The 22,594-nt window shown below is 69.1% G+C and carries 22 protein-coding genes; 9 read left to right on the forward strand and 13 right to left on the reverse strand.

The window, feature by feature from the left end; genetic code table 11:
* Positions 1 to 8: 8 nt before the first annotated feature.
* Entirely contained in the window at positions 9 to 728 is a 720-nt protein-coding gene (locus tag ACMGDM_RS14805; RefSeq protein WP_436804889.1) for a hypothetical protein, read from the forward strand.
* A gap of 77 nt (positions 729 to 805) precedes the next feature.
* Here the strand turns inward: ACMGDM_RS14805 and ACMGDM_RS14810 are convergent, their stop codons facing one another.
* Entirely contained in the window at positions 806 to 2,674 is a 1,869-nt protein-coding gene (locus ACMGDM_RS14810) for a sensor domain-containing phosphodiesterase (protein WP_436804890.1), read from the reverse strand.
* 123 nt (positions 2,675 to 2,797) lie between these two features.
* Positions 2,798 to 3,109, reverse strand: a complete 312-nt coding sequence (locus tag ACMGDM_RS14815; RefSeq protein ID WP_436804891.1) for a hypothetical protein — start codon at positions 3,107 to 3,109, stop codon at positions 2,798 to 2,800.
* Positions 3,110 to 3,212: 103 nt separating this feature from the next.
* Between ACMGDM_RS14815 and ACMGDM_RS14820 the strand changes: the two genes are divergently transcribed.
* On the forward strand, positions 3,213 to 3,350 hold the full coding sequence (locus tag ACMGDM_RS14820; protein ID WP_436805162.1) for a helix-turn-helix domain-containing protein: 138 nt from the start codon (positions 3,213 to 3,215) through the stop codon (positions 3,348 to 3,350).
* Positions 3,351 to 3,458: 108 nt separating this feature from the next.
* On the opposite strand, the gene ACMGDM_RS14825 is transcribed toward ACMGDM_RS14820, so the two are convergent.
* Genes ACMGDM_RS14825 through ACMGDM_RS14840 form a run of 4 tightly spaced genes read right to left on the reverse strand, consistent with a single transcriptional unit; the run spans position 3,459 to position 8,128 of the window.
* Entirely contained in the window at positions 3,459 to 4,115 is a 657-nt protein-coding gene (locus ACMGDM_RS14825; protein WP_436804892.1) for an alpha/beta fold hydrolase, read from the reverse strand.
* 36 nt (positions 4,116 to 4,151) lie between these two features.
* Positions 4,152 to 5,453: a CitMHS family transporter gene (locus ACMGDM_RS14830; RefSeq protein WP_436804893.1), complete on the reverse strand. Its 1,302-nt coding sequence runs from the start codon at positions 5,451 to 5,453 to the stop codon at positions 4,152 to 4,154.
* Between the two features lie 27 nt (positions 5,454 to 5,480).
* A complete protein-coding gene (locus ACMGDM_RS14835; protein WP_436805163.1) occupies positions 5,481 to 7,016 on the reverse strand; it encodes an OprO/OprP family phosphate-selective porin in 1,536 nt (511 codons plus the stop codon).
* 44 nt (positions 7,017 to 7,060) lie between these two features.
* Positions 7,061 to 8,128 (reverse strand): ABC transporter substrate-binding protein, encoded by a 1,068-nt coding sequence (locus ACMGDM_RS14840; RefSeq protein WP_436804894.1) that lies wholly within the window; start codon positions 8,126 to 8,128, stop codon positions 7,061 to 7,063.
* A 101-nt stretch (positions 8,129 to 8,229) separates the two neighbouring features.
* Here ACMGDM_RS14840 and ACMGDM_RS14845 point away from each other — a divergent pair, with 101 nt between their 5' ends.
* From ACMGDM_RS14845 to ACMGDM_RS14860, 4 genes are all read left to right on the forward strand, one after another.
* The gene (locus tag ACMGDM_RS14845; protein WP_436804895.1) at positions 8,230 to 8,895 is read left to right on the forward strand and encodes a response regulator; all 666 of its coding nucleotides are present in this window, start codon (positions 8,230 to 8,232) and stop codon (positions 8,893 to 8,895) included.
* Positions 8,885 to 10,294 carry a sensor histidine kinase gene (locus tag ACMGDM_RS14850; RefSeq protein ID WP_436804896.1) on the forward strand — a complete coding sequence of 470 codons (1,410 nt, stop codon included), beginning with the start codon at positions 8,885 to 8,887 and terminating at the stop codon, positions 10,292 to 10,294. Before ACMGDM_RS14845 ends, ACMGDM_RS14850 begins: the two co-directional genes overlap by 11 nt.
* Positions 10,295 to 10,385: 91 nt before the next feature.
* On the forward strand, positions 10,386 to 10,865 hold the full coding sequence (locus tag ACMGDM_RS14855; RefSeq protein WP_436804897.1) for a S41 family peptidase: 480 nt from the start codon (positions 10,386 to 10,388) through the stop codon (positions 10,863 to 10,865).
* A gap of 14 nt (positions 10,866 to 10,879) precedes the next feature.
* On the forward strand, positions 10,880 to 11,287 hold the full coding sequence (locus ACMGDM_RS14860) for a hypothetical protein (protein WP_436804898.1): 408 nt from the start codon (positions 10,880 to 10,882) through the stop codon (positions 11,285 to 11,287).
* Positions 11,288 to 11,346: 59 nt separating this feature from the next.
* Here the strand turns inward: ACMGDM_RS14860 and ACMGDM_RS14865 are convergent, their stop codons facing one another.
* The 5 genes from ACMGDM_RS14865 to ACMGDM_RS14885 all read right to left on the reverse strand — a co-directional run bounded on the left by ACMGDM_RS14865 (position 11,347) and on the right by ACMGDM_RS14885 (position 16,276).
* Positions 11,347 to 12,555, reverse strand: a complete 1,209-nt coding sequence (locus tag ACMGDM_RS14865) for a dicarboxylate/amino acid:cation symporter (RefSeq protein ID WP_436804899.1) — start codon at positions 12,553 to 12,555, stop codon at positions 11,347 to 11,349.
* Positions 12,556 to 12,598: 43 nt separating this feature from the next.
* Entirely contained in the window at positions 12,599 to 12,748 is a 150-nt protein-coding gene (locus ACMGDM_RS14870; protein ID WP_436804900.1) for a hypothetical protein, read from the reverse strand.
* A gap of 329 nt (positions 12,749 to 13,077) precedes the next feature.
* The gene (locus ACMGDM_RS14875) at positions 13,078 to 14,331 is read right to left on the reverse strand and encodes an SLC13 family permease (protein WP_436804901.1); all 1,254 of its coding nucleotides are present in this window, start codon (positions 14,329 to 14,331) and stop codon (positions 13,078 to 13,080) included.
* Positions 14,325 to 14,573, reverse strand: a complete 249-nt coding sequence (locus tag ACMGDM_RS14880) for a hypothetical protein (protein ID WP_436804902.1) — start codon at positions 14,571 to 14,573, stop codon at positions 14,325 to 14,327. The genes ACMGDM_RS14875 and ACMGDM_RS14880 overlap by 7 nt, the downstream gene beginning before the upstream one ends.
* A 476-nt stretch (positions 14,574 to 15,049) precedes the next feature.
* A complete protein-coding gene (locus ACMGDM_RS14885; RefSeq protein WP_436804903.1) occupies positions 15,050 to 16,276 on the reverse strand; it encodes a hypothetical protein in 1,227 nt (408 codons plus the stop codon).
* Between the two features lie 150 nt (positions 16,277 to 16,426).
* Between ACMGDM_RS14885 and ACMGDM_RS14890 the strand changes: the two genes are divergently transcribed.
* Entirely contained in the window at positions 16,427 to 18,247 is a 1,821-nt protein-coding gene (locus ACMGDM_RS14890) for a methyl-accepting chemotaxis protein (protein ID WP_436804904.1), read from the forward strand.
* 241 nt (positions 18,248 to 18,488) lie between these two features.
* Here ACMGDM_RS14890 and ACMGDM_RS14895 read toward each other — a convergent pair whose 3' ends face one another.
* Positions 18,489 to 19,682, reverse strand: a complete 1,194-nt coding sequence (locus ACMGDM_RS14895) for a multidrug effflux MFS transporter (RefSeq protein WP_436805164.1) — start codon at positions 19,680 to 19,682, stop codon at positions 18,489 to 18,491.
* A gap of 159 nt (positions 19,683 to 19,841) precedes the next feature.
* A complete protein-coding gene (locus tag ACMGDM_RS14900) occupies positions 19,842 to 20,243 on the reverse strand; it encodes a hypothetical protein (protein ID WP_436804905.1) in 402 nt (133 codons plus the stop codon).
* Between the two features lie 288 nt (positions 20,244 to 20,531).
* Between ACMGDM_RS14900 and ACMGDM_RS14905 the strand changes: the two genes are divergently transcribed.
* Together ACMGDM_RS14905 and ACMGDM_RS14910 are read left to right on the forward strand one after the other, a co-directional pair.
* Complete coding sequence (locus ACMGDM_RS14905) at positions 20,532 to 22,121, forward strand: sodium/sugar symporter (protein WP_436804906.1); 1,590 nt, start codon at positions 20,532 to 20,534, stop codon at positions 22,119 to 22,121.
* Positions 22,122 to 22,259: 138 nt separating this feature from the next.
* Entirely contained in the window at positions 22,260 to 22,403 is a 144-nt protein-coding gene (locus ACMGDM_RS14910; protein WP_436804907.1) for a hypothetical protein, read from the forward strand.
* Positions 22,404 to 22,594: the final 191 nt, after the last annotated feature.

Genomic DNA, 22,594 nt, shown 5'->3' on the forward strand with positions numbered 1-22,594 from the left:
TCGGCATCATGACCGCCGTAGCGCGGCACGCCGGCGTGTCCAAGCTGACGCGCCTGCTGCTCGCGTCGGTCTCGGCCGGGCTCCTCATCGGCGCGGCCGACCCGGAGCCGCGCCTAATCGTGACGCTCCGCCCCGACCTCGCCGCGGACGCGCGTGGCCGCCTGCTGGTGTTCGCCACGCCGGCGAGCGGCGCGGTCGCACGCGGCGACGCGGCCGACCTGGAGCGTGGGCGCCAAGTCTGGGTGACCGGTCGCGACGTGTCGAGGTTCGGCCCGGAGCGCGCGGTGACGATCGACGCGACGACAGACGCCGTGTCCGCGCGCCTCGCAACGCTGGCGCCCGGCAGCTACCGCGTGCAGGCGGTGCTCGATCGCGACGGCGACTATAATTTCGCGGGCCGAGGACTCGCCGACCTTCTGTCCGGGGTCATTACCCTGCGCCTGCCGCTCGCCACGACGCCGACATTGCAGCTTGATCATGCGCCGCCACCGGCGACCGGCCAGTTCGACACCGCCGGCCTGCCCCCCGCGGCGGCCGCGCAGATCGCCGCGTCCCGCCCGCATCTCCACGACGAGCGGATCGTCTCCCGGGCACTCACGCGTTTCAGCGGAAAGCGCCAGAATGCGCACTTCGTGCTGCCGACTCACGACGACGTGGTGGGCTGGGAGAAGGTCAAAGCGGCGGTGGACTTCGCGGATCGCGTCAGCTGCAGGGACAGCGTAACCTGAGACGTTCCGGACGTCGCCGGAGAGGCAGAAACGCTCGATGCGGAATTGTATCGGCGCCGCCTCCTGACATGGGCAATCTAACAAACTATCGGTTTCGGTAAGCCATCGTTCTCGTCGTCGGGGAGCGCTCCTGGGTTTGCGCTCTCTGCGCAGGGAGTAACTTTGGAGCGGTTCAAGCCGTTGCGAAACGCCGGTTGCCGGTGATCTTCAAGCCACCCGGCGAATGCGCCACACTCCAAGGGTTTGGCGAAGAGGAAACCCTGCGCCTCCTCGCAGTCGAGCGCGCTCAGCACCGTCGCCGTTGCGGCGGTTTCGACGCCTTCGACCACCACGCGAAAGCCAAGCTTATGCGCGAGCGCCACCATGGTCTCGATCAGGACGAAGTCCGGTCCGGCAGCGTCGGTAAGGTTGCGAACAAACGCTTGATCGATCTTGACGACATCTGCGGGCAAGCGCTGCAGGTAGGCCAGACTACTGTGTCCGGTGCCGAAGTCGTCGATGGCGAGGGAGATGCCGGCCGATGACAGCTCTCGCAAGGTGGCCAGTGCCCGTTCGGGCTGGTCCATGATGGCGCTCTCCGTCAACTCGAGCTCGAGTAGGTGGCTGGCGAGGCCACGCTCCTGCAGGCCATGTTGAATCCGTTCGGCGAGGTCCTCCTCCGAAAGATTGGCTGCGGAAATGTTGATCGAGAGTGGAAGATGGATGCCCTCTGCCTGCCACCGCACCAGCTGTTCGAGGGCTGCGTCCAGCACCCACTGCGTCGTTGCTCGCGCCAGGGAGGATTGCTCGATAATGGGAATGAACTCGGCCGGAGAGACGTCGCCCAGTTGCGGGTGTTGCCAGCGCAGGAGGGCCTCAGCGCCAACACAGCGTGACGTCGCGAGCTCGATGCGCGGCTGGTACACGAGGCGGAGTTGATCTGATGATGTCAGCGCAACACCGAAGTCTTTCAGCAGCATGAATTGGCGGCGCTGTGCCTGATCGCTCACGGGCGAGTAGACCGCGATGGCACCATCGGCACCCTTCGCATCCTGCGCTGCACTCGCGGCTCCGCGCAGCACATCGTCTGCGGATACCTCGCCGAGCACGAACGGGCGAACACCGACAGACACTGTCGTTATCAGGCGAACTGACGAGCCGGCGCGGGTTTGCTCGAACGCGGTCGCAAGCATGTGCAGATACGACGCTTCGTCAACGTTCGGCGGCGAGAGGAAGGCGAATTGTGCCGTCCCGACGTGATAGGCCGTCCGCCCCGGTCCGAGGGCCCTCTGTACCGCGGTGGATGCCTCCCGGATAAGGTCGTCTACTCGCAAACCACCCAGCACCCGCGCGATCCGGCCGATCTGATCGTCCCGAGCAAGATCAATCACTACCGCGAAGCGCCGCTGACCCGCATGGTCTCTGGCGAGGTCAGCTACATCGTCGCGAAACTGACTGCGTGTCGGCAGACCGCTGATTGGATCGACGCGCCCAAATGCATGCTGCAACTCGATCTGCGCCATGACCATGGCAGCCAGGTCAACCAGCGCTGCCATCTCCGATGCGGACGCGTGTCGAGGCTTGGTTCCAAGCACGCAGAGCGCACCCAGGCCGTAGCCGTCTCCCGTGACCAGAGGGACGCCGGCATAGAAGCGTGTGCCCGCGCGCCCGAGTAGGCTGTCGGCGTAATAGGGATCAACAAGGAAGTCCTCGATCACCAGCGGCACGGTCGATTCCGCAACCTGCGAGCAGGGAGCCTTGTCGCGTGGAATGCTGCACCGGTCGACTCCGACGCGCGACTTGAACCACTGACGGTCATGGTCCGTCAGCGACACGGCCGCTACCGGCAAACCGAAGATCTGGCTGGCCATGCGGGTGATGCGATCGAAGCTCTCGCTCGGTGACGTGTCCAGCAGATTTAGCTGGTACAGGGCGTTAAGCCTGGCTCCTTCCTGATAGTCGCGCACGTCCTCCCCCTCTCGCGCATGCGTAGCGACGGTATCTTGATTTTTCTTAAACTCGAGCGCCGGCCTGCTCGGGTAGCTCCCCGAGAGGTCGCAAACTGCGTGTGTTCTCACGTGTGTCCCGCTTCAATCGGGCGCTCGACACAAACCATCGCGGGCAGGCGTATCTGTCTGCCTGAGGCGCTGCCCCAGCGGGGCCATGGTATTCTCCTCCACGTACTCCTTCGCGCCGGTCACCAGCCTCGTGGTGGCTTGGAGAAGCTCGGCAAGATCGAGCGAAAGGCAGGCCCACCGCGCCGGGACATCGTTGCTGCTCATCAGAGGCGCGGCAGATTGGATCCAGCTGGGCCGATAAGTTTTTGCGTTCCGCTTGAACTCACGAACATGAAGTTCGTTGTGCTGGCCTGCGGCAAGTTGCTGACGCGGGACGACCGTCACATTTGGGTAGTCCGATGTGACATGTTCGGATCTGCCGCCGCGCGGCCCTGCAATCCTCGCTGTCATGCACGGTATGCTCAATTGAGCGCTGGTCCTTTGCCCACTGACGCACCGCCACGCGGTAAAAGCTGCGCTGCGCGACAATCGCTGTGATATGTCTCAAACCGCGCGCCAGCTGCGCGTCGGGCGGACCACGCTATACCGGCTGATCAAGCGCTTCGAGATCGAGCAAGGAGCTTAGCCGCGCATCGGTTCCGCGCACCGGGCTTGAGTCGTCCGACACCGTGCCGACGAGGGAGCGGCTGGTGGACGGCGTGTGGTATCTGGTGAGCGCGCGTGGCGAGCGCGGCTAACGCCGCAGCCACTCGCGCAGCAGCATCGTCACCTCGCCGGGCCGCTCCATCGGCGCGAGATGGCCGCAGTGACGGATCGTATGGAAGCGGGCACCGGGGATCCGTTCGGCGAGGGCGCGCGCGTCCTCGGGCAGGCAGATTCGGTCGCGGTCGCCTACAGCGACCAGAGTGGGTACGCGCACCGCGTCGATCGCGGGCGCGATGTCGGGGCGGGCGAGCAGCGCACGCTGCTGGCGCTCGAAGGTCGCCGCGCCGACGCGCTCGGCCATCGCCTGGACCGGGCCGCTGACGATCGGGGTGAGCATCGGATCGGCGTGCGGCGCGGTGGCGAGCAGGCCCTGCTCGCGCACGCTGCGCGGTCGCAACTGCATCGAGGCGCGCGTACCGAATAGGGCGAGACGCTCGACCCGATCGGGTGCCTGGCGGATCATCTCCAGCGCGACATAGCCGCCGAGGCTGACCCCGGCAATGGCGATTCGCCGCGGCGCATGCGCGAGCACGCGCGCCGCCATCGCCTCAAGCGTATCGTCGACCGTCAGATCGCCCAACTCGGGATGCGCGATATCGCCGAGGTCGGTCACCTGGCGCGCCCAGAGCTGGCCATCGCACCCCATCGCCGGCAGCAGGACGAGCGGAATCGGCTTGGCGGTCATGATCGGTTCTCCGATGCGGTACGACGAAGGGGGCGCTCAACCGACCAGCGGGAAGGCCAGCACCAGCATGCCGATGATCGTCATGAGTGCGCAGACCGCCGCGGCCGGGACGAGCGTGAAACGCTGGTGGTCGGCCAGATCGACCCCGGCCAGGCTCACCAGCAGATAGGTCGAGGGCACCAGCGGGCTCAACAGGTGGACCGGCTGCCCCATCAGCGAGGCGCGCGCGATCGCCATCGGCTCGACGCCATAGTGAGCGCCCGCCTCGGCCAGGATCGGCAGCATGCCGAAATAGAAGGCATCATTTGAGATGAAGAAGGTGAACGGCAAGCTGAGCGCGGCGGTGATCGGCGCCATGTGCGGCCCGAGCGCGGGCGGGATGACGCCGACCACCTCCTTGCTCATCGCCTCGACCATCCCGGTGCCCGAGAGGATGCCGGTGAAGATGCCCGCGGCGAAGATCAGCGACACCACGGACAGAACGTTGCCCGCGTGCGCCGCGATACGCTCCTTCTGCTCGGCCACCTGCGGGTAGTTGACGATCATCGCCACCGCAAAGGCCAGCATCATCAGCACCGACAGCGGCAGCACGCCCGAGACGAGCCCGGCGAGCAGCGCCACCGTCAGCGCGGCGTTAAACCAGCGCAGCCGCGGCCGGCGCGCCTCAGGGAATTGCGACACTGCCATGCCGGTGAAGCTCGTCGGCGCCTCAGCGTCGAGCTGGCCGATGCGGCGGCGCTCCTTGCGGCCGAAATAAACCGCGAGCGCGACCAGCCCGGCGAGCCCCGCGATCATCCCCGGGATCAGCGGCAGGAACAACGTCGCGGGATCGAGCTTGAGCGCGCTCGCCGCGCGCGCGGTCGGGCCGCCCCAGGGTGTCAGGTTCATGATGCCGCTGGTCGTCATCAGCAGGCAGCACAGATACAGCCGGTTCATGTCGTAGCGCTTGTACAGCGGCAGCAGCGCGGCGATCGTGATAATGTAGGTGGTCGAGCCGTCACCATCGAGGCTCACCATCGCGCACAAGGCGACCGTGCCGATCAGGATCTTGAGCGGGTCGCCGTGCACCAGCCGCAGCAGCCGGTTGACCAGGGGATCGAACAGGCCGGTGTCGGTCATGGTCGAGAAGAACAGGATCGCGAACAGCAGCATTACGCCGGTCGGGGCGAGATTCTTGATGCCGTCGATCATCATCTCGCCGAGTCCGGCGGCGAAGCCGGCGATCAGCGCGAAGGCGGTGGGGACGACGATCAGCGCGACCAGCGGGGTCATCCGCTTGGTCATGATCAGCGTCATGAAGGTGGCCACCATCAGGAAGCCGAGCAAAGCGAGGTTCATCGCGGGAAATCCTGTGTGCGGAGGCGATCAGAAGGTGACGGCGACGCGCGCGCTGACGGTCTCGCCGTCATCGGCGCCGGTGACCGCGCCGGCGCGGTTGTCGGTGCCCCAGTGGATCGCGTTGACCTGGATGCGGGTGAAGCTGTTGAGGTACCAGTTGGCGCCCAGCGTCGCGGCCCAGCCGCGGCCGCCCGTCGCCAGATCTTTATAGTCGAGATCCTCGTAGCGGGCGGTCAGCTCGATCGCGCCGGGCCCGCCCTCGAAGATGGGGCGGAGCACGCGCGGCTGGCCGAAGCTGCCCAGCCGCGGGTTGTACGGCGGCAGGTCACCGGTGATGAACCAGCCGCCGGAGAGGCTGTACGCCTTGCTCACGAAATCGGGCCGGCCGCCGTCGAGCCGCGCGTGGCGCTCGCCGGCTTCGCCCATCAGCCACACCGGGCCGAGGTATCCGCCCAGCTCCGCGCCATAGCCGGTGGTGCCGGTGCCGCCGGTGAGCGGCCCGGTGGAAACCCGCAGCGCGCCGTTGAAGCGGCCGCCGATCACGGTGTTGCGCGTCAGCGTGGTGGCGGCGGACGACAGCCCCTCGTCGAAGCCCCACAGGCCGAGGTGGAGCACGCCGGTGCTGCTCTTGACCGGGTTCCAGTGCGCACGCCCCAGCACGGTGCGGCTGTCGCTGACCGACTGGTTGCCGTCGACACGATCGCCCGTGACGGTCAGCGAGGCGTGGCCTGATCTCCAGAACAGCCGCGGCATGATGCCGATGCCGTAGAAGCCGCGCTGCGGGATGATCGCGGTGGAGACGGTGCTGCGCTCGAGGAACGGGGTGGAGTCGGAGCCGGTCGAGCCCTCGAAAGCGCGGTCGTTGAACAGGTGGCCAGCGCGCACGTCATAGTCGAGCCCGGGTGCGATCCGGTCGCGCCAGCCGATGAAGGCGGTGACGATGTCGACCTCGTTCTCCGAGAAGTCGGTCTCGAACTGGTAGAAGAAGTGCGCGCCGACGCCGCCCTCGATGCCGAGGCGCAGCGCGCGCATTCCGGTCGTGGTGATGTTGCGAGCCGCGTCGCGCGAGCCGAACGACGAGCTGACGTCGGCGAGGATGCGCCCGCGCGGCTTGAAGGTGTAGAGGCCGTCGGCGGAGTGGAAGACGGGCAGCCCCGAGCCCCATTCGGTGGTGACCCCGGCCTCGTTCGCCTCGCGCGCGCGCGCCACGTCGCGCTCGGCCGGACCGGGCGGCACCAGCTGCGGCGCATAAGGCGAGGTGACGACCGGCCGGTCGCGCTGCGCGAGCTGCGTCGGTGCGGGTGCCGAGGTGGTTGGGGCCGCCACGACGGGCCGATCCGTCCCGCTCGAAGCGTCGACCCGCTCCTGCCGAGGCAGGAGCCCGGGGCCGCGAGCACCGTCTCCTTGCCCCTGCGCTCCGGCCTGCGCCGAAGCACGGCCGAGGCGGGATGGATCGGCCTCGAGCCGGTCGAGCCGCGCCTTCAGCCCGGCGATCTCGGCGGCCTGGGCGCGCACCAGCGCCTCCAGCTCGGCCTGGCTGGCGGTCTGCGCGGTCGCGGGCATGGCGGCGAGCAGCGCGACGAGCGCGCTGGCGGTGGCGAAGGTCGTCACGGGCGGGGGGCTTCCTGAGCGAGGGTGGTGCGCCACTGGGCGAGGAACCGCCGGCGCTTGATGGTGTCGAGGTTGACCAGCAGCTGCGGGCCGACACGGATCGGGCGGACGTGCGCCGGGTTGAGCCGCGGCGCGTGGACATCGCTGCGGACCGGCAGCAGCCAGGCACGCGCCAGCAGCCTCTGCCCCGCGCGCGACAACAGGTAATCGAGGAACAGTCGCGCGGCGGCAGGATGCGGTGCGTCGCGGCTGATGAAGGCGACCCGCGAGGCGATGATCGAATAGTCGCGGAAGAAAGCGACGCCGAGCCGCGCGTCGCGCTGGGCGCGGGCGAGCGCATAGGCGCTCACCACGTTGTAGCCGATTGCCGCGCGCCCCTCCGCGACCGCGTCGAGCGTCGGGTTGGCGGTTGCTGCCAGCAGCGGCCGGGTCGCGGCAATCGCCCCGAGCAGCGAGCGCGTGTCATTGGTAATCGCCCAATCCTCGGCGAGGTAGAGATAGCCGACGTTGGAACGCGCCGGGTCATAGGTGGCGACGCGGCGGCGGGCAGGATCGGCGCGGAGGAAGCGTTCGAGCGCCTCGTGGGTGCGCGGCACGTCGGCGCGCGCGACCTGGCGGCGATTGTAGACCAGCGCGACCGGCTCGGCGGTGATGCCATAGCCGATGTTCTTCCATACCGCGGCGGCGGGCAGCGCGGGCTTCTCGGGGCTTTGATAGGCCTGGCCGTAGCCGTCGTTGATGAGCTTGACCTGGAGGTCCATCGCCGAGGACCAGATCAGGTCAGCGCGCGTGGCGCCGGCGCGGCGCTCGGTCACGACTTGGCGGTAGATCTCGCGTGACTCCAGGTCGTCATAGGCCACCGTCACGCCGGGGTAGCGCTGGCGGAAGGCGGCGATCACCGCCTTCATCGACGCCGCGTCGGCATTGCCGTAGACGCGCACGCCCCGCTCGGCGCGCGCCTCGGCGATCAGCGCGTCATAGGAGCGCGGATAGCCGGCGGGGCGCTGTGCCGCCGCGGGAGCGGCGAGCGCCAACAGATACAGAATGAACAGCGCCACGCGCATCTCGAAGCTCCTCTCGCTTCCCGCCTCTGCGTTCGGGTAAGCTCACCGAACATGGGCTACGTCCTATACCTGTCAGCAACCTTTCAGCGTGCGGCGCGATCGTGCGCATCCTGATCGTGGAGGACGATGCCGCGCTCGCGCGTAGCCTCGTGGCGTTGCTGCGCGGCGCCGGCCACGCGGTGGACCATGTCGCCACCGGCGAGGACGCGCTGATGGTCACCGCGGGCGAGCCGTACGCACTGGTGGTGCTCGACGTCGGACTGCCGGGGCAGGATGGTTTCGCGGTGTTGCAGGCATTGCGCCGGCGCGGCGAGCGCGTGCCGGTGCTGATGCTGACCGCACGCGACGCCCTCGACGACCGCGTGCGCGGGCTCGATCTCGGCGCCGACGATTATCTGCGCAAGCCGTTCGCGCCGGTCGAGCTGGAGGCGCGGATCCGCGCGCTCGGGCGACGTCGCGGCGGCGATCCCACGCCCGAGCTGGTCGTCGGCGCGCTGGTGCTCAACCGTTCGAGCGGCGACGCCCAGGTCGCCGGCCGCGCGCTCGACCTGCGCCGGCGCGAGTGGGCGGTACTCGACGCGCTGGCGACCCGCGCCGGCCAGATCGTTCCGCGCGAGACGCTGCTTGCGGAGGTGTTCGGTTTCGACGAGCCGGTCGGGCCCAACGCGCTCGAGGTCAACATCACGCGGCTGCGCGGCAAGCTGGCGCCGGAGGGACCCGCGATCCGCACGGTCCGGGGCGTGGGGTATATCTTGGATGCCGGCTGATCGCGCGCGCGCGGTCGCACTGCGCACGCGGCTGCTCGCCGCGCTGCTGACGCCACTGCTCGTCATCGCGGTGCTGCTCGGGCTCGCCGGCGCGGCGCTGATCAGCGACGTGGTGCGGCGGACCAACGATCGCGTGCTGGGCGGCGCGCTCGGCGCCGTCGCCGAGACGGTGCAGGTGGAACGCGGCGAAGTGACGCTCGACCTTCCCGCCGCCGCCTTCGGCATGCTGGAGAACAATGAGCGCGACAACGTCTATTACCGCATCGCGGTGGGCGCGCGGGTGCTGACCGGCTACGGCGACCTGCCCGCGCCGCGCGCCGACGAGCTTGCCGCCGACACCCCGCGCTTCCGCTACGCGCACTTCCGCGGGCAGGCCGTGCGGATCGCCGAGGTGCGGCGCGAGCTGCCACGGGTCGACGCCCCGGTGATCGTGCAGGTCGCCGAAACGCTGGACGGCCGCGCCGCGCTGCGCCGCCGCCTGCTCGGCGCGCTGCTCGGCGGCGAGGCGGTGCTGGTCGGCGTCGCGATGCTGCTGCTCCGTCCCGCGCTCGCCTGGAGCCTGCGCCCGCTGTCGCGCCTGCGCGGCGTCGTCGCCGCGCGCGACACGCGTGCCACGCCTGACCTCTCGCCGCTCAACCCCGGGCCGCTCCCCGCCGAGCTGCTGCCGCTCGCCGACGCGTTCGACAATCTGCTCGCGCGGCTCGACGTGGCGACCGCGGGCATGCGCCGCTTCACCGCCGACGCCTCGCACCAGATGCGCACGCCGCTGTCGGTGCTCAAGATCCAGGTTGCGCTCGCGCGGCGCGGTGATCCCGCGGCGTTGCCCGAGATCGCCGACGCCGCCGACCGGCTCGAGCATCTCGTCGCGCAGCTGCTGGCGCTGGCGCGCGCCGAGGAGGCGGGCACCTCCCCGCCGCTCGAGCCGGTCGAGCTGCGGGCGCTCGCCATCGTGGTGCTCAACCGCCGTATCGCGCAGGCGATCGAGGCAGGGATCGAGGTCGATCTACACGCACCCCTTGAGGGCGTGACGATCGCGAGCCACCGCACCTTGCTGTTCGAAATTCTGTCGAACCTGATCGACAATGCGATCCGCTACCATCGCCGCGGCGGCAACGTGATGATCGCGATCGAGCGCGATGCGGCGGGCGTGGCGCTGTCGGTAGCGGATGACGGTCCCGGCCTGCCGGACGCCGACATCGCGCGGGCGGGAGAGCGGTTCGTGCGCTTGACGACCAGCGCGGGGCAGGACGGCAGCGGACTGGGTCTCGCAATCGTGCGGTCGGCGGCGCAGCGGCTCGGCGCATCGGTCGAGATCGAGAACACGCGTCCGGGGTTGCGCGTGACCTTGCGCTTTGCCGACGATCGCCATGTCATTCTGCCAAAACACCGATCTGACTGAAGCGGTGGGTCAGTGCCATGCTCGTTCACTCATGGCCCGACCGGAGGCGCTTGAGCCAGAATCGCAGGTCTGGCATCCTGGTGGGACAAGCTTGCGCACCTCGCTGAGGACAGCATATGCATTTCCGGCCTGCCGCCTCTCTTGCGTTCCTGCTTATTGGCACCGCCGCCGCACCGGCTGCTGCGCAGACTTCTATGCCGAGCGCATCGCGGTCAGCTATCTGGTCAGTTATTTTCTGCCCGCGGGCAAGCGCATCGAGATCAGCGGCATCGTCGAGCGTAAGGCAGGAACCACTGTGCTTAGGCGCAAATCTTTCTTTAGCGAGCCGACCCCCGTCAGCTTCGCCGGCGTGCCTGCCTATGTCCTTACTAGTGGCAACACTTTCTCGGGCGGCGAGGAGCTCGCCTATGACATACAGGCATTGAAGCTCGGCACCGTGGTCGGCGAGGTGACGGGTGGCGGCGCGAATCCCGGCGTACAAGTTCCGATCGGACACGGTGTCACGGCGTTTATCTCTACTGGTCGTGCCGAAAATCCCCTTACCGGATCGAAAGGGGGAGGCGCGGGGTAAAGCCCGATCTGGAAGTGGCCGCCGCGGATGCGCTCGCCACGACGCTGCGCCGCCTCGGCCAAGCACCCGCTCCCGCGACGATTGAAGCGGCGTCCTCCGCATCGGTCTTCACGCCGCGGACCGTGCCGCTGGTGGGCGGGGAGGCCATGCTGCGCCGCCTCCTCGCCAACCGCACCGCAACACCTGATTACACGTTGCTGGCACCGGACATCCCGGATGTAGGTCGCACAGCATTTGCTGACACACACCGCCGCCTACAACCACTTGGCGTTCCAGAAGGCATCCGCTTTCACCGGCCCGACGGGTTTGGATTGGACGAATTCGAGCTCGTTTACCCCGACCGGACTTTGCTCGTCGCAATCGGGCTCACCTCAGCCGGCAAGTTTGCCGGCCTTATTGGCCCCGATCAGGCTGCGCCTTAGCTACGCCGATATGTCGACGGCTGCAGGGGGCGCGGCGCGCGCGTCCGGCAGGAACGATGTTAGCGCGTCCCGACGATCCGCAGCGCTGCCAGGTCGGCGGTCACGTTGCCAAGCGTGCGGAACACGTCGGGTATGGTCTCGATCGCCAGCAACAGCGGCAGCAGCGTCACCGGCACGCCCATGGCCAGGCACACCGGTGCGATCACCGCGAAGAACGACACCTGCGCCGGCAGCCCGACCGCGGCCACGCTCACGGTCGCGGCGACTACTGCGCCCAGCCCCAGCGTCGCCGAACCGAGCGCGACGCCGTGCACCGCCGCGAGATAGGTCGCCACCGCGACATTGGCGGCCGCGGTGGTGGCGCGGAACAGCGACACCGCGAGCGGCAGCACCACCCCCGCGGCCTCGTCGCGCACCCGCAGCACCGGCGCCGCCGCCACCATCGCGGGCAGCGAGGCGAGCGAGGATTGGGTGCTCACGGCGATCACCTGTGCCGGCAGCGCGGCGCGCGCGAAGGCGAGCGGACTGATCCGGCCGAGCAGCGCCGCCGCGGCATAAGCAAGCGCGATCGAGGCGAGCGCGGCGCCGACGATCACGGCGACATAATGCGCCAGCACCCCCGCCGCGCCGCCGCCGAGCACCAGCCCAACCCCGATCGCAAGCGCGAAGACGCCGAGCGGCGCCACCCACAGCACCCAGCCGACGATCCGCAGCATCGTCTGCGCCACGCCCGTGAACACTTGCGCGAGCGCCGCACGCGGGCCGGGCTCGATCCCGTTGGCGGCGAGGCCGAACAGCAGCGCGAAGACGACCAGCGGCACCATCGCGCTTTCGGCCGCGGCGCGCACCGGGTTGGTCGGCACGATGCTGCCGAGCCAGTCGGACGCGGCGGGCACCGCGGGGCCGGGGCCGCTCACCGCCGCGGGCAGCGCGGCCGCAGCCGCGGGCAGCGGCGCGAGCTGGAGCAGCAGCGCGGTGGCCGCGGCGCCGACCAGCGCCGCCGCGAGCAGCAGCACCGTAAACCAGCCGAGCGCGCGCGCCGCCAGCCGCCCGCCGCTGGCCTGCTCGGCGGCGCGCATCACCCCGGTGACGAGCAGCGAAAAGACCAGCGGCACCACCGTCATCGTCAGCGAATCAAGCCACAATCGCCCGACCGGCTTGGCCAGTTCGGCGATTGTGGGCGCCGCCGCGCTGCCCGCCAGCAGCGCCCCCGCGACCAGACCGAGCACCAGCCCGGCAAGGATCCGCGCCGACGGGCCGCTCAGCACGTGGGCGCGATCGCGCGGCGAGGACGGGTGGGCAGGTGCACGGTCAGCTCGCATCGTCGGGGCGGTTCCTCAGCACGGCCGCGACCAGCGCCGCGTCGGTATGGCCGGCAACGATCTCGGCGAAGGTCGCCGCACGCTCGTCCTGGCCCGGCTTGAACGGCGGCTCGCACGAGACGATCCGTGCGGAAAGCAACGACGTCGGGCTCGTCGACGCGCGCGCCCGTCAGGACCTTTGGCCATTCGCCCTCTCGGACGCGTCGCGCCTCGCGGCGCGCTCGCATGGCAGCCCCTTCCTTCATTGCCAGGCTCCCACTGGGCCACCTCGCTTCTACGCCGGGCTTCCTCTCGCGGCCTTAAGCCATGTCCCGATTCTCCGACCACCGCGCGTTCTTCTGGCGCGAACCGTCCACAGCAGTCGGAACGCTTTTCGCGACAATGCTCAATGCCAAAGCAGGTCGCGTTGCCTGGCGTGAGGTCTCGCGTCCGGCGGATCGCGCTACGGCGGCGTTCCCCACTTCATCGTCAGCCGAGCAGCAGGCGCGCGCCGAGCGCCGCGACGAGCGCGAGCGGCATGGCCACCGCGCCGATCTTCAGAAAGGCGAGAAAGCCGACGTCCTCGCCTTCGCGCCGGATCACCTGGAGCCACAGGATGGTGGCGAGCGACCCGGTGACCGACAGGTTGGGGCCGAGATCGACCCCGATCAGCAACGCATCGGTGACGAGCCGCGGCGGCTGCGCCTGGCCGATCGCGGTCGCCACGACCAGTCCGGCGGGCAGGTTGTTCATCAGGTTGCACGCGAACGCGAGGATCGTGCCCGAGGTGGCCGCGGCGCGCACCGGTGCGTCGGAGGCGGCGCGGAGCCATGCCGCCACCTGCGCGATCACGCCGGTGCGATCGAGCGCGGCGACCAGCACGAACAGCCCGGCGACCAGCGGCAGCACGCCCCATGACACTTGCCGCGCAAGCCGCAGCGGCGATGCTTTGGCCGCGCCCGACACGATCAGCGCGGTAGCAATGCCAGCGACCGCGGCGGGCAGCCCCAGTTCACGGTCAAGCGCGGAGGCGACGAGCAGCAGCAGCGCGGTCGCGACGATCCCCAGGATGGCGAGCTTGCCCGGGCGGGTCAGCGCGTCGCATGCCACGTCGCGCGCGCACGTGCCCGCGATCCGGCGGCGCTCGATCCAGCGCAGCGCGAGGAAGGTCACCATGATCGACGCGATCGACGGCAGCGCGAACGAGCGCAGCCATGGCGCGAGCGGCGGCATGTGCCCGCCGTAAAGCACGAGATTGGCGGGATTGGAGATCGGCAGCACGAAGCTCGCCGCATTGGCGATCAGCGCGCAGGCCAGCAGCAGGGGAAGCGGATCGGCCTTTGCCTTCTTCGCGGCGGCGAACACGGCGGGGGTCAGCACCACCGCGGTCGCATCGTTGGACATGAAGGTGGTGACCACCACCCCGGTCGCGTAGACGAGCAGGAACAGGCGCCCGCGCGAGCCCTTGGCGGCGTTGACCGTGATCGCAGCGATCCAGTCGAACGCACCATGCACGCGCGCGGTCTCGCTCAACAGCATCATGCCGGTGAGAAAGAGATAGACGTCCAGCCCGCGCCCGACTGCGCCGCCGGCCTCGCGCGGCGTGATCAACCCGAGCAGCACCAGCAGCAGCGCGCCCGCAACCGCCCAGATCCATTCGGGCCAGCGCATCGGCCGAGCGATCACCGCGGCGGTCGAGACGCCCGTGATCGCCCAAGTCGCGCCGATCGCGGCGGTCACCATGCGACGCGCGCGGCGCCGGTCGTGCGGTCAAGGCGCGGCACCGGCCGATCGTTTGCCGGGCGAGTGAGGCGGCGGCGGTCGTCGGACGAGAGGATGGGGAAGTCCGGCCAGCGCGCATCGAGCGTGCAGAAGCGCCAGCCCGGCGCGGCGTCATGGAGCGCGACGATGGCGCAGTGGGCGCGCCCCTCACCCTCCTGGATCGGCGCGGTCGAGTGCATCGCGCCGCAGATTAGGCGGCTCATCCCGAGCAACTCGTTACAGCGCGGGTGGCCGGTATCGACAGAGGTGACAATGTCGCGAAACAAGCTGTCGCTCGCCGCGTCCCTGCCCCGTTCTCGGCCACTCGTCATTACCACCTCATGTCCGGGCGCCGGTCAGAACCCGCTCGCTCTCAACCAGCTTCAGGCCTTTGGTGCATCGGACTAGTCAAGTGTCGCCTTACCCGAATGCGCGGCGAGTCGCTTCCTGTGACAACGACACGATAGCCTTCATCGCGGACTCACGTCTCACCATGCCTGCCGATTGCTATGCCCGCACAAGGCAGGCGGTTCGCTCAGCGTTCGAGTCTAAGCCAGCGTCGACCGGCCTACCCCGAAGCTGGTGTGCGTAACCGCAGTCGCGACGATCTCCCAGCGCGGTGCGCGCTTCTGCTGTTGCCGAGAAGGGCACGTCCGGCCCGTCGACCCCTCACCGGCATCCGCGATTGCACGTCGCCCCGTTACAGCGCCCAGGTCAGCTCCAGCCACAGCTTGCGCGTGTCGGTGGCGAAGCGATCCGCCCAATAGGTCGCAAAGCGGGCGGAGATGCCGTAGCGCGCCAGCTTGGCCGAGGCGAGCAGGTCGACCTCGTTGCCGTAGTGGCTGTCGACCCGCTCGGCGTCGAAGCGGTGATATACCGCCTGCACCGATGCCGCCTTGAACGCGCCCAGCTTGGGCCAGGCCCAGCCGACGCTGCCATAGAGGTCACGCACGCCATTGGGGGGCGTGGTCGTCAGCTTGTCGGCCCAGCCCTGGAACCGGAAGATCGAGGACAGCGGCGTCTGGAACGAGGTCAGCGGCGTGCCGTTGCCCGCGCCCAGCACCTCATAGCCAGCGCCCACGTGCAATGCGCGCAGATCGAGCCCGCCGTCGATCAGGTAGTAATCGGCGCGATAGTCGTTGGGATTGCGATGATAATCCGATTGAGTGGCGTAGCTCAGCTGCCACGACGCCTTTATCTTGGGCGCGAGCGCGTGCGACCCCGCCAGCCGTGCGCCGTAGCTCTGGCTCGACAGGCGATAGCCCTGCACCGCGGCCTCGTCCTGATCGACCAGATAGGCAAAACCGGTCAGCACGCCCAGCGGCGTGTCCTGCGCGAGCAGCGCGAAGACATTGTCGCCGCCGATCGCGGTGGGCTTGGCGCCGGTGCCGTTGATCCCGCTCGGCGTGCGCACGCTCCACGCATAGGTGAGATCGGCGCGCAGATGCCGGGTCAGGCTCAGCTGCGTCCGCACCGCGTCGAACGAGCGCGAGTTCTGCCGGATCGCCGCCTGGCCAACGAAGCGCTCGTCCTCCAGCGCGATTCGCTGACGTCCGCCGGTCAACGTCACCGCACGCGTCTTGTACTGCAGCTGCGCGCGATAGAGGGCGATGTTCTCGGGGTCGCCGATCGCGGGATAGCCTGCGCCATTGCCGACCGTGTCGTCATAATGGTCGACGATCGCCAGATTGCCCTGCGCCTCCACCAACGCGGAGAACGGCCCGCTCGTGGCCACGACGCCGCTGCGCACGCGGATCGTTACCGCGTCCGCAGCGCGCGCGATGCCGTCCTGCTCGACATGCTCGTAGCGTAGCCGCACGTCCTCGGTGGGCGTTAGCGTGATCGGATCGGCGAGCGCGGGCGTGGCGACGAGCGCGGCGAGGCTGGCCGCGGCGCCGCGGCGAGTCAGGGGAAAGCAATGAAGCATGGGTCTCGTTAGCGTGACCCATTTGCGAAGTAGTTAACGAACGGCCGCCAAGCTCCCCAGTAAACTTGGGTTATAACAATACTTTGGTCGCAGGCTTAGCGGTGCTTTAACTCTCTGCCTCTATCCCTCCAGCATCGCCCGGAGAGGATCATGACCATTCGCCACATCGCCATCCCGCGTAAGCTTGCGCTCGCCTTCGCGGTCTTGATCGCGACCTTCTCGACGGTGAGCCTGGTCGTGTTCGCCAACGTTCGCACGCTGCACCACGTCGCGATCACGCGCGACGAAGCCAAGCTCGCCTCCGATCACGCCGACGAGATGCTCAACGACGTGGTCGAGGGGCAGAGTGCGGTCCGCGGCTACGTGCTGTTGGGCAAGCCCGCGTTCCTCGACACCTACAAGGAGAATGTCGACGCGATCGACGGCGCCGCGGCCGCGTTCGGGCGCTACGCCCCGCGCGCCGACCAGGCCGAGCGCGTCCGCCGCTTCCTTGCGGCAGTGGACACGTGGAAGCGCACCAAGGTGGCGCCGACGCTCGCAGCCTTCGCCGATCCGGCGACGCGTGAACAGGCGCGCGAACTCGCCGGCTCCAAGCAGCTCGGCGCGATGCGCGACGTGATCAAGGAGATTCAGGCGGCGCAGCAGGCCTGGGTGGACGAGCAGGACGCCGCGCAGCGCCATGCCGAGATGATGGTGACGCTGGCGCTCGCGCTCGGCGGCGCGATCGCGGTGGCGCTTGCGGCGCTGATGGGGTGGCTGCTCTCGCGCGCGATCGCGCGTCCGGTGGTGGAGATCGCCACCGTAATGGGCGAGCTGACCAGGGGGCGCCATGACGTTGCGCTGCCCAGCATCGACCGGCGCGACGAGATCGGCACGATCGCGCAGGCGGTAGCGGTATTCCGCGACGCCGCGGTGGCGAAGGCGCGCGACGAGCGCGAGCGCCAGGCGGTGTTCGACGAGGTGGGCAACGGGCTCGCCCGGCTCGCCGACGCCGATCTTGCCGCGCGGTTCAGCGGCTTTCCGCCCGCCTACGCACAGCTCGAGCGCGACTTCAACGCCGCGATGGAGGCGATGTCGCAGGTGATGGGCGCGGTGACACAGGCCACCAATGGCATCAACGACGGCGCCGCCGATATCCGCGCCGCCTCGGACGATCTGTCGCAGCGTACCGAGCAACAGGCCGCCAGCCTCGAAGAAACGGCTGCGGCGATGGAAGAGATCACCAGCACGGTGAGCGAGACGGCCGCCAGCGCCGCGCTGGCGAACGAGACGGTCGAGGCCGCCCGGACCGAGGCCGCACAATCGGCGCAGGTGGTGGAACGTGCGGTCGCCGCCATGGGCGGGATCGAGCGCGCCTCGAACGAGATCGGCGAGATCATCGGCGTGATCGACGCGATCGCCTTCCAGACCAATCTGCTCGCGCTCAACGCCGGCGTCGAGGCGGCGCGCGCGGGCGATGCCGGCCGGGGCTTTGCGGTGGTGGCTTCCGAGGTACGCGCGCTGGCGCAGCGCTCGGCGGACGCGGCCAAGGACGTGAAGAGCAAGATCACCGCATCGGTCGAGCAGGTCGATGCCGGCGTCACGCTGGTCAACGAGGCGGGCGATGCACTGGCGCGGATCAACGGGCGCGTCGACGAGCTCAGCGGGTTGGTGCGCCAGATCGCGACCGCGGCCAAGCAACAAGCGACCGGGCTGCAGCAGGTCAATACCGCGGTCAGCGAGATGGACAATGTGACGCAGCAGAATGCCGCCATGGTGGAGGAGGCCACCGCGGCAGCCCGCAGCCTGTCAGAGGAAGCCGATGCGCTCGCCAAGCAGGTAACGCGCTTCCGCGTCGGCGCGCCGGCGCGCGCCGCCAGCCCGGTTCACCAGCTCCAGCAGCGCGCCGCGGCGGCGGGGCGGCGCATCGCCGCAAGCGCAGCCGCGGGCGCTTCGACCGTGGCGGTAAGCAGCGACTGGTCGGGCTTCTGAGCGATCGTCCTTCCTCACTCGGGGAGGGCGACCGCTTATCGGTGGCGCGTGCTGCGTCGGCGTTTGAACCTGGTCCGTTATCCCGGGCGTGACCCAGGATTTCTTGCGCCGCCTACCCGCCAGTCGCTCGTCCTGCGGCGCCCTGGCCCCGGATCGGGGCCGCGGCGACGGCAGAGTGCAGGGCGCTTCGTCAGAGCGCCATCGGCGATAGCCCCTCCCCGCTCGCGGGAAGGACCGACCCTCACCCCATCCGCGCGCGGAACAGCTGGCCACCCTCGATCACCCACACCAGCGCGAGCACCGCTACGCCGATCGCAAGATAGCCCAGCGCGAGCGGCAGCGTGGTGCCGGCATAGGACTGTCCGATCGCGCTCCCCACCAGCACCGCGCCAATGCTGGTGATGAAGCCCTGCACCGACGAGGCGGTGCCCGCGATATGCCCGACCGGCTCCATCGCCATCGCGCCGAAGTTCGAGCCGCACAGGCCGATGCACGTCATGCTCAGCGCCTGGAAGACGATGTAGCTCACCAGCGTCTCCCATCCGGCGGTGATCACCAGCAGGTGCGCCAGCGACAGCGCGATCAGCGCGAGCACCGCCGCCTGCGAGATCAGCCGCGTGCCGAGCCGCTCGACCAGGCGGCTGTTGGCGAACGAGGCGCAGCCCATCGCGCCCGCGCACAATGCGAACAGCAGGGTGAAGCGATCGCCAGCACCGAACTCGTCGACGAAGATCTGCTGCGCCGACGAGACGAAGGCGATGATCCCGCCGAAGGTCAGCGAGGCCGCCACGGCATAGCCGATCGAGAATCGGTTGGTCAGCGTCTGCGCGTAATTGTGGCGCAGATTGGCGAGCGAGATCGCGACACGGCGCTCGCGCGCGAGCGTCTCGGGCACGCGCAGCAGCGTCCAGGCGAGCACGAAAGCGGCGAACCCGCCAAGCGCGTAGAAGATGAAGCGCCACGGCCCGAACGCGAGCAGGCCCTGCCCCAGCGTCGGTGCCAGGATCGGCACGATGAAGAAGATCATCTGCGCGATCGACATGGTGCGCGCCATCTGCCGCCCGGCGGCGGTGTCGCGCACGATCGCCACCGCCAAGACGCGCGTGGAGGCCGACATCAGCCCCTGCAGCAGCCGCGCGCCGAGCAACGCCGCGAAGGTGCCGGCGCTGGCGGCGAAGATGCTCGCGGCGACGAACCCGACCAAAGTGACGATCAGCACCGGGCGACGGCCGTAGCGGTCGGCCAGCGGGCCGTAGAGCAGCTGGCCGAGCCCGAAGCCCATCATGTAGACGGTGACGATCCACTGCCGGTGGTTGGCCGCACTCACCGCGAGATCCTGCCCGATATGCGCGAGCGCGGGCAGCATCAGGTCGACGCCGAGCGCGTTGACCCCCATCAGCGCGGCGACGAACGCGACGAACTCGCGCGGGTGCATGCCCGGGGGCGCGGGATGCGAGTGCGAGACGGGATGGGACATCATGCGCGTCCTATCGGCGCCCAAACGGCGCGGCACAAGGCGCGCAAGCAACTGAGCCACGGCGCTTTGACAATGCTCACCGGCGCGGTGACGCGCGCGGAGGCCGCGCCCGGCGCCTCACGGCCTTGCGGCGGACTCGCGCGTCATCTGCTGCCGGTCGGCGAACCAGCCGCGCATCATCGCCTGGGTGCAGCCGGTCTGCCCCCCGGTGCCGACCGCGGAGCAGGTGTTGGGCAGCCCGCCGGCGACGCGGCCAACCTCGTCCATCGTCGCGACGCGATTCGACCAGCTCTGGTTGCGCGCCGCGATCGCGCCGCCGCGGCGCAGCGGCTTGGGGATGCGGTACGGTTCGTCGAGCGGCGCACACACCACGACTTCGTCCCCGGTCGGCTTGGGACAGGTCTCGCCCGGCGCGAGCGCGACGCTGCGCAGCCGCTGCGGCGGAGTCGGCGCTGGAGCGGCGGCGGCGTCCGCGCCGGCGGTGCCGACAAGGACCGCGGCGAGTAGAAGGGCCATCATGTCGTGTCTCTCGCCGCGGTGTCAGGCAGGCGTCGCCCGCCCACCGGGAGGAAAGCGGGCGACGCGAGGCGGGACGGCACGGGAGCGCCACCGCCTTGCCCCCGATTTCGCGCGGTCGCTTCACCGCGCGATGACGCCATATGTCGCCGTTGCAATCTTTGCCGCCCGCCACGTGCGTGCCAGCGACGCGGTATCAGCGGCTTACCACAAGGCGGTGGACAGACGGCGGCCCCGGCCGGCAAGATCGCCAGCGACACGCGAGACGCGGCGGGTGAGGGAGAGACACGGGTGCAGCTTGCCACGATCGACGTGCTGGTGGTGGTCGCCTATGCGATCTTCATCTTCGCGCTGGCGCAATGGGTCAGCCGCGACAAGGCGGGCGCCGGCCCGAAGAACACCACCGACTATTTCCTCGCCTCCAAGAACCTGCCGTGGTGGGCGATCGGCGCCAGCCTGATCGCGGCCAATATCTCGGCCGAGCAGATCGTCGGCATGTCGGGATCGGGCTATGCCATCGGTCTGGCGATCGCGTCCTACGAGTGGATGGCGGCGCTGACGCTGCTGATCGTCGGCAAGTTCTTCCTGCCGATCTTCCTGCGTAACGAGATCCACACGATGCCGCAGTTCCTCGAGCGGCGCTACGGCCCCTCGATCCGAACGCTGATGGCGCTGTTCTGGCTGGCGCTCTACGTCTTCGTGAACCTCACCAGCATCATCTGGCTCGGCTCGATCGCGGTCACCAAGGTGGCGGGGGTCGACCAGAATGTCGCGCTGGTGGTGCTCGGCGCCTTCGCGCTGCTGTACCAGCTGAAAGGCGGACTCAAGGCGGTGGCGCTGACCGATATCGTCCAGGTAACGCTGCTGGTGCTCGGCGGGCTGATCATCGCCTATCTCACGCTCGGCGAACTCGGCCAGGGCGCCGGCCTTGCCGCTGGCTTCACCCGGCTGACGCGCGAGCTGCCCGACCATTTCGAGATGATCCTGTCGCGCGACAGCCCGCATTACATGGACCTGCCCGGCCTGTCGGTGCTGATCGGCGGGATGTGGATCGCCAATCTCAGCTATTGGGGCTTCAACCAATATATCATCCAGCGCGCGCTCGCCGCGCGGTCGCTGGCGGAGGCGCAGAAAGGCGTGCTGTTCGCGTCCTTCCTCAAGCTGCTAATGCCGATCATCATCGTGCTGCCGGGGATCGCGGCGGTGGTGCTCGCCCCCGGGCTGGCCAAGCCCGACGAGGCCTATCCGACGATGATGCGGCTGCTGCCGACCGGGCTGCTCGGCCTCGTCTTCGCCGCGCTGGTGGCGGCGATCATCGCCTCCACCGCGTCCAAGATCAACTCGATCGCGACGATCTTCACGCTCGACGTCTGGGCCAAGGTCAAGCGCCGCCCGTCGGCGGCCGAGGACGGCGCGGTGGATGACTCGCGACTGGTGCTGGTCGGTCGCGTCGCCGCGATGGTGGCGACGGTGATCGCGATCCTCACCGCGCGCCCGCTGGTGGGATCGTCCGAGCAGGCGTTCCAGTTCATCCAGGAGTTCACCGGCTTCTTCACGCCGGGCATCACCGTGATCTTCCTGCTCGGGCTGTTCTGGAAGCGCGCCAACGAGGCCGGCGCGATCGCCGCAGCGGTTGCGTCGGTGCTGCTGTCCTGGGGGTTCAAGCTGCTCGCGCCGGGGCTGCCGTTCATGGACCGTATGGGGCTGGTGTTCCTGATTGCGCTGGCGCTGGCGGTGGTCGCCTCGCTGCTGACCCCCGCGCGCGCCGACCGCGACACGATCGTCACCGGCGACGTGCGCTATGCCACCAGCGACGCGTTCAACCTCGGCGCGCTGGCGCTGCTGCTGATCCTGGTCGCGCTTTACGCTACCTTCTGGTGAGAAGCCGGGAACGGGATGCCTCCTCTTCATAGCGTCATCCTGAACTCGTTTCAGGATCCACGCCGCCGCACTCCCGGGCGCCGGTGGTGCTCGCGGCACGGTGGATCCTGAGACGAGCGCCAGCTCGGTCTCGCCGCGGTGGCGTGGCAGCGCACGCGCCTCGAGGAGTTGCGCGAGGCGCAGGAGGTGGGCGCGGACTCGTTCCTGGTGTTGCAGGAGGAACTCGACTTCACCGAGATGAGCCTGCGCACCGAGGAGGAGCGCCGGATCGAGGAGAGCTGACGCCTCGCGAGGCGAGCCTTTTCCCCATCTCGCGACGAAGTGGGAGGTCTCGTCACCCCAGCTGAACGGTCGGTGTGCCCCGGCGAACGCGGGAGCCCGGGGCCATCAACGTCAGTGCCTGCCGCTCTGGGCTCCCGCGTGCGCGGGAGCACGGTTCGGCTGGAAGGGTTCCGCCGTTGGCATGGATCTCG

This window comes from Sphingomonas larreae (assembly GCF_051400595.1).
GTDB lineage: Bacteria > Pseudomonadota > Alphaproteobacteria > Sphingomonadales > Sphingomonadaceae > Sphingomonas.

What these genes read in the sequence shown, in the direction of transcription:
- ACMGDM_RS14890 (WP_436804904.1), top strand. Translation starts at nt 16,427, where the DNA reads ATGACCATTCGCCACATCGCCATCCCGCGTAAGCTTGCGCTCGCCTTC.
- ACMGDM_RS14880 (WP_436804902.1), bottom strand. Translation starts at nt 14,573, where the DNA reads ATGAGCCGCCTAATCTGCGGCGCGATGCACTCGACCGCGCCGATCCAG.
- ACMGDM_RS14895 (WP_436805164.1), bottom strand. Translation starts at nt 19,682, where the DNA reads ATGCACCCGCGCGAGTTCGTCGCGTTCGTCGCCGCGCTGATGGGGGTC.
- ACMGDM_RS14805 (WP_436804889.1), top strand. Translation starts at nt 9, where the DNA reads ATGACCGCCGTAGCGCGGCACGCCGGCGTGTCCAAGCTGACGCGCCTG.
- ACMGDM_RS14900 (WP_436804905.1), bottom strand. Translation starts at nt 20,243, where the DNA reads ATGATGGCCCTTCTACTCGCCGCGGTCCTTGTCGGCACCGCCGGCGCG.
- ACMGDM_RS14850 (WP_436804896.1), top strand. Translation starts at nt 8,885, where the DNA reads ATGCCGGCTGATCGCGCGCGCGCGGTCGCACTGCGCACGCGGCTGCTC.
- ACMGDM_RS14835 (WP_436805163.1), bottom strand. Translation starts at nt 7,016, where the DNA reads ATGCCCGCGACCGCGCAGACCGCCAGCCAGGCCGAGCTGGAGGCGCTG.
- ACMGDM_RS14875 (WP_436804901.1), bottom strand. Translation starts at nt 14,331, where the DNA reads ATGGTGACCGCCGCGATCGGCGCGACTTGGGCGATCACGGGCGTCTCG.
- ACMGDM_RS14830 (WP_436804893.1), bottom strand. Translation starts at nt 5,453, where the DNA reads ATGAACCTCGCTTTGCTCGGCTTCCTGATGGTGGCCACCTTCATGACG.
- ACMGDM_RS14840 (WP_436804894.1), bottom strand. Translation starts at nt 8,128, where the DNA reads ATGCGCGTGGCGCTGTTCATTCTGTATCTGTTGGCGCTCGCCGCTCCC.
- ACMGDM_RS14825 (WP_436804892.1), bottom strand. Translation starts at nt 4,115, where the DNA reads ATGACCGCCAAGCCGATTCCGCTCGTCCTGCTGCCGGCGATGGGGTGC.
- ACMGDM_RS14885 (WP_436804903.1), bottom strand. Translation starts at nt 16,276, where the DNA reads ATGCTTCATTGCTTTCCCCTGACTCGCCGCGGCGCCGCGGCCAGCCTC.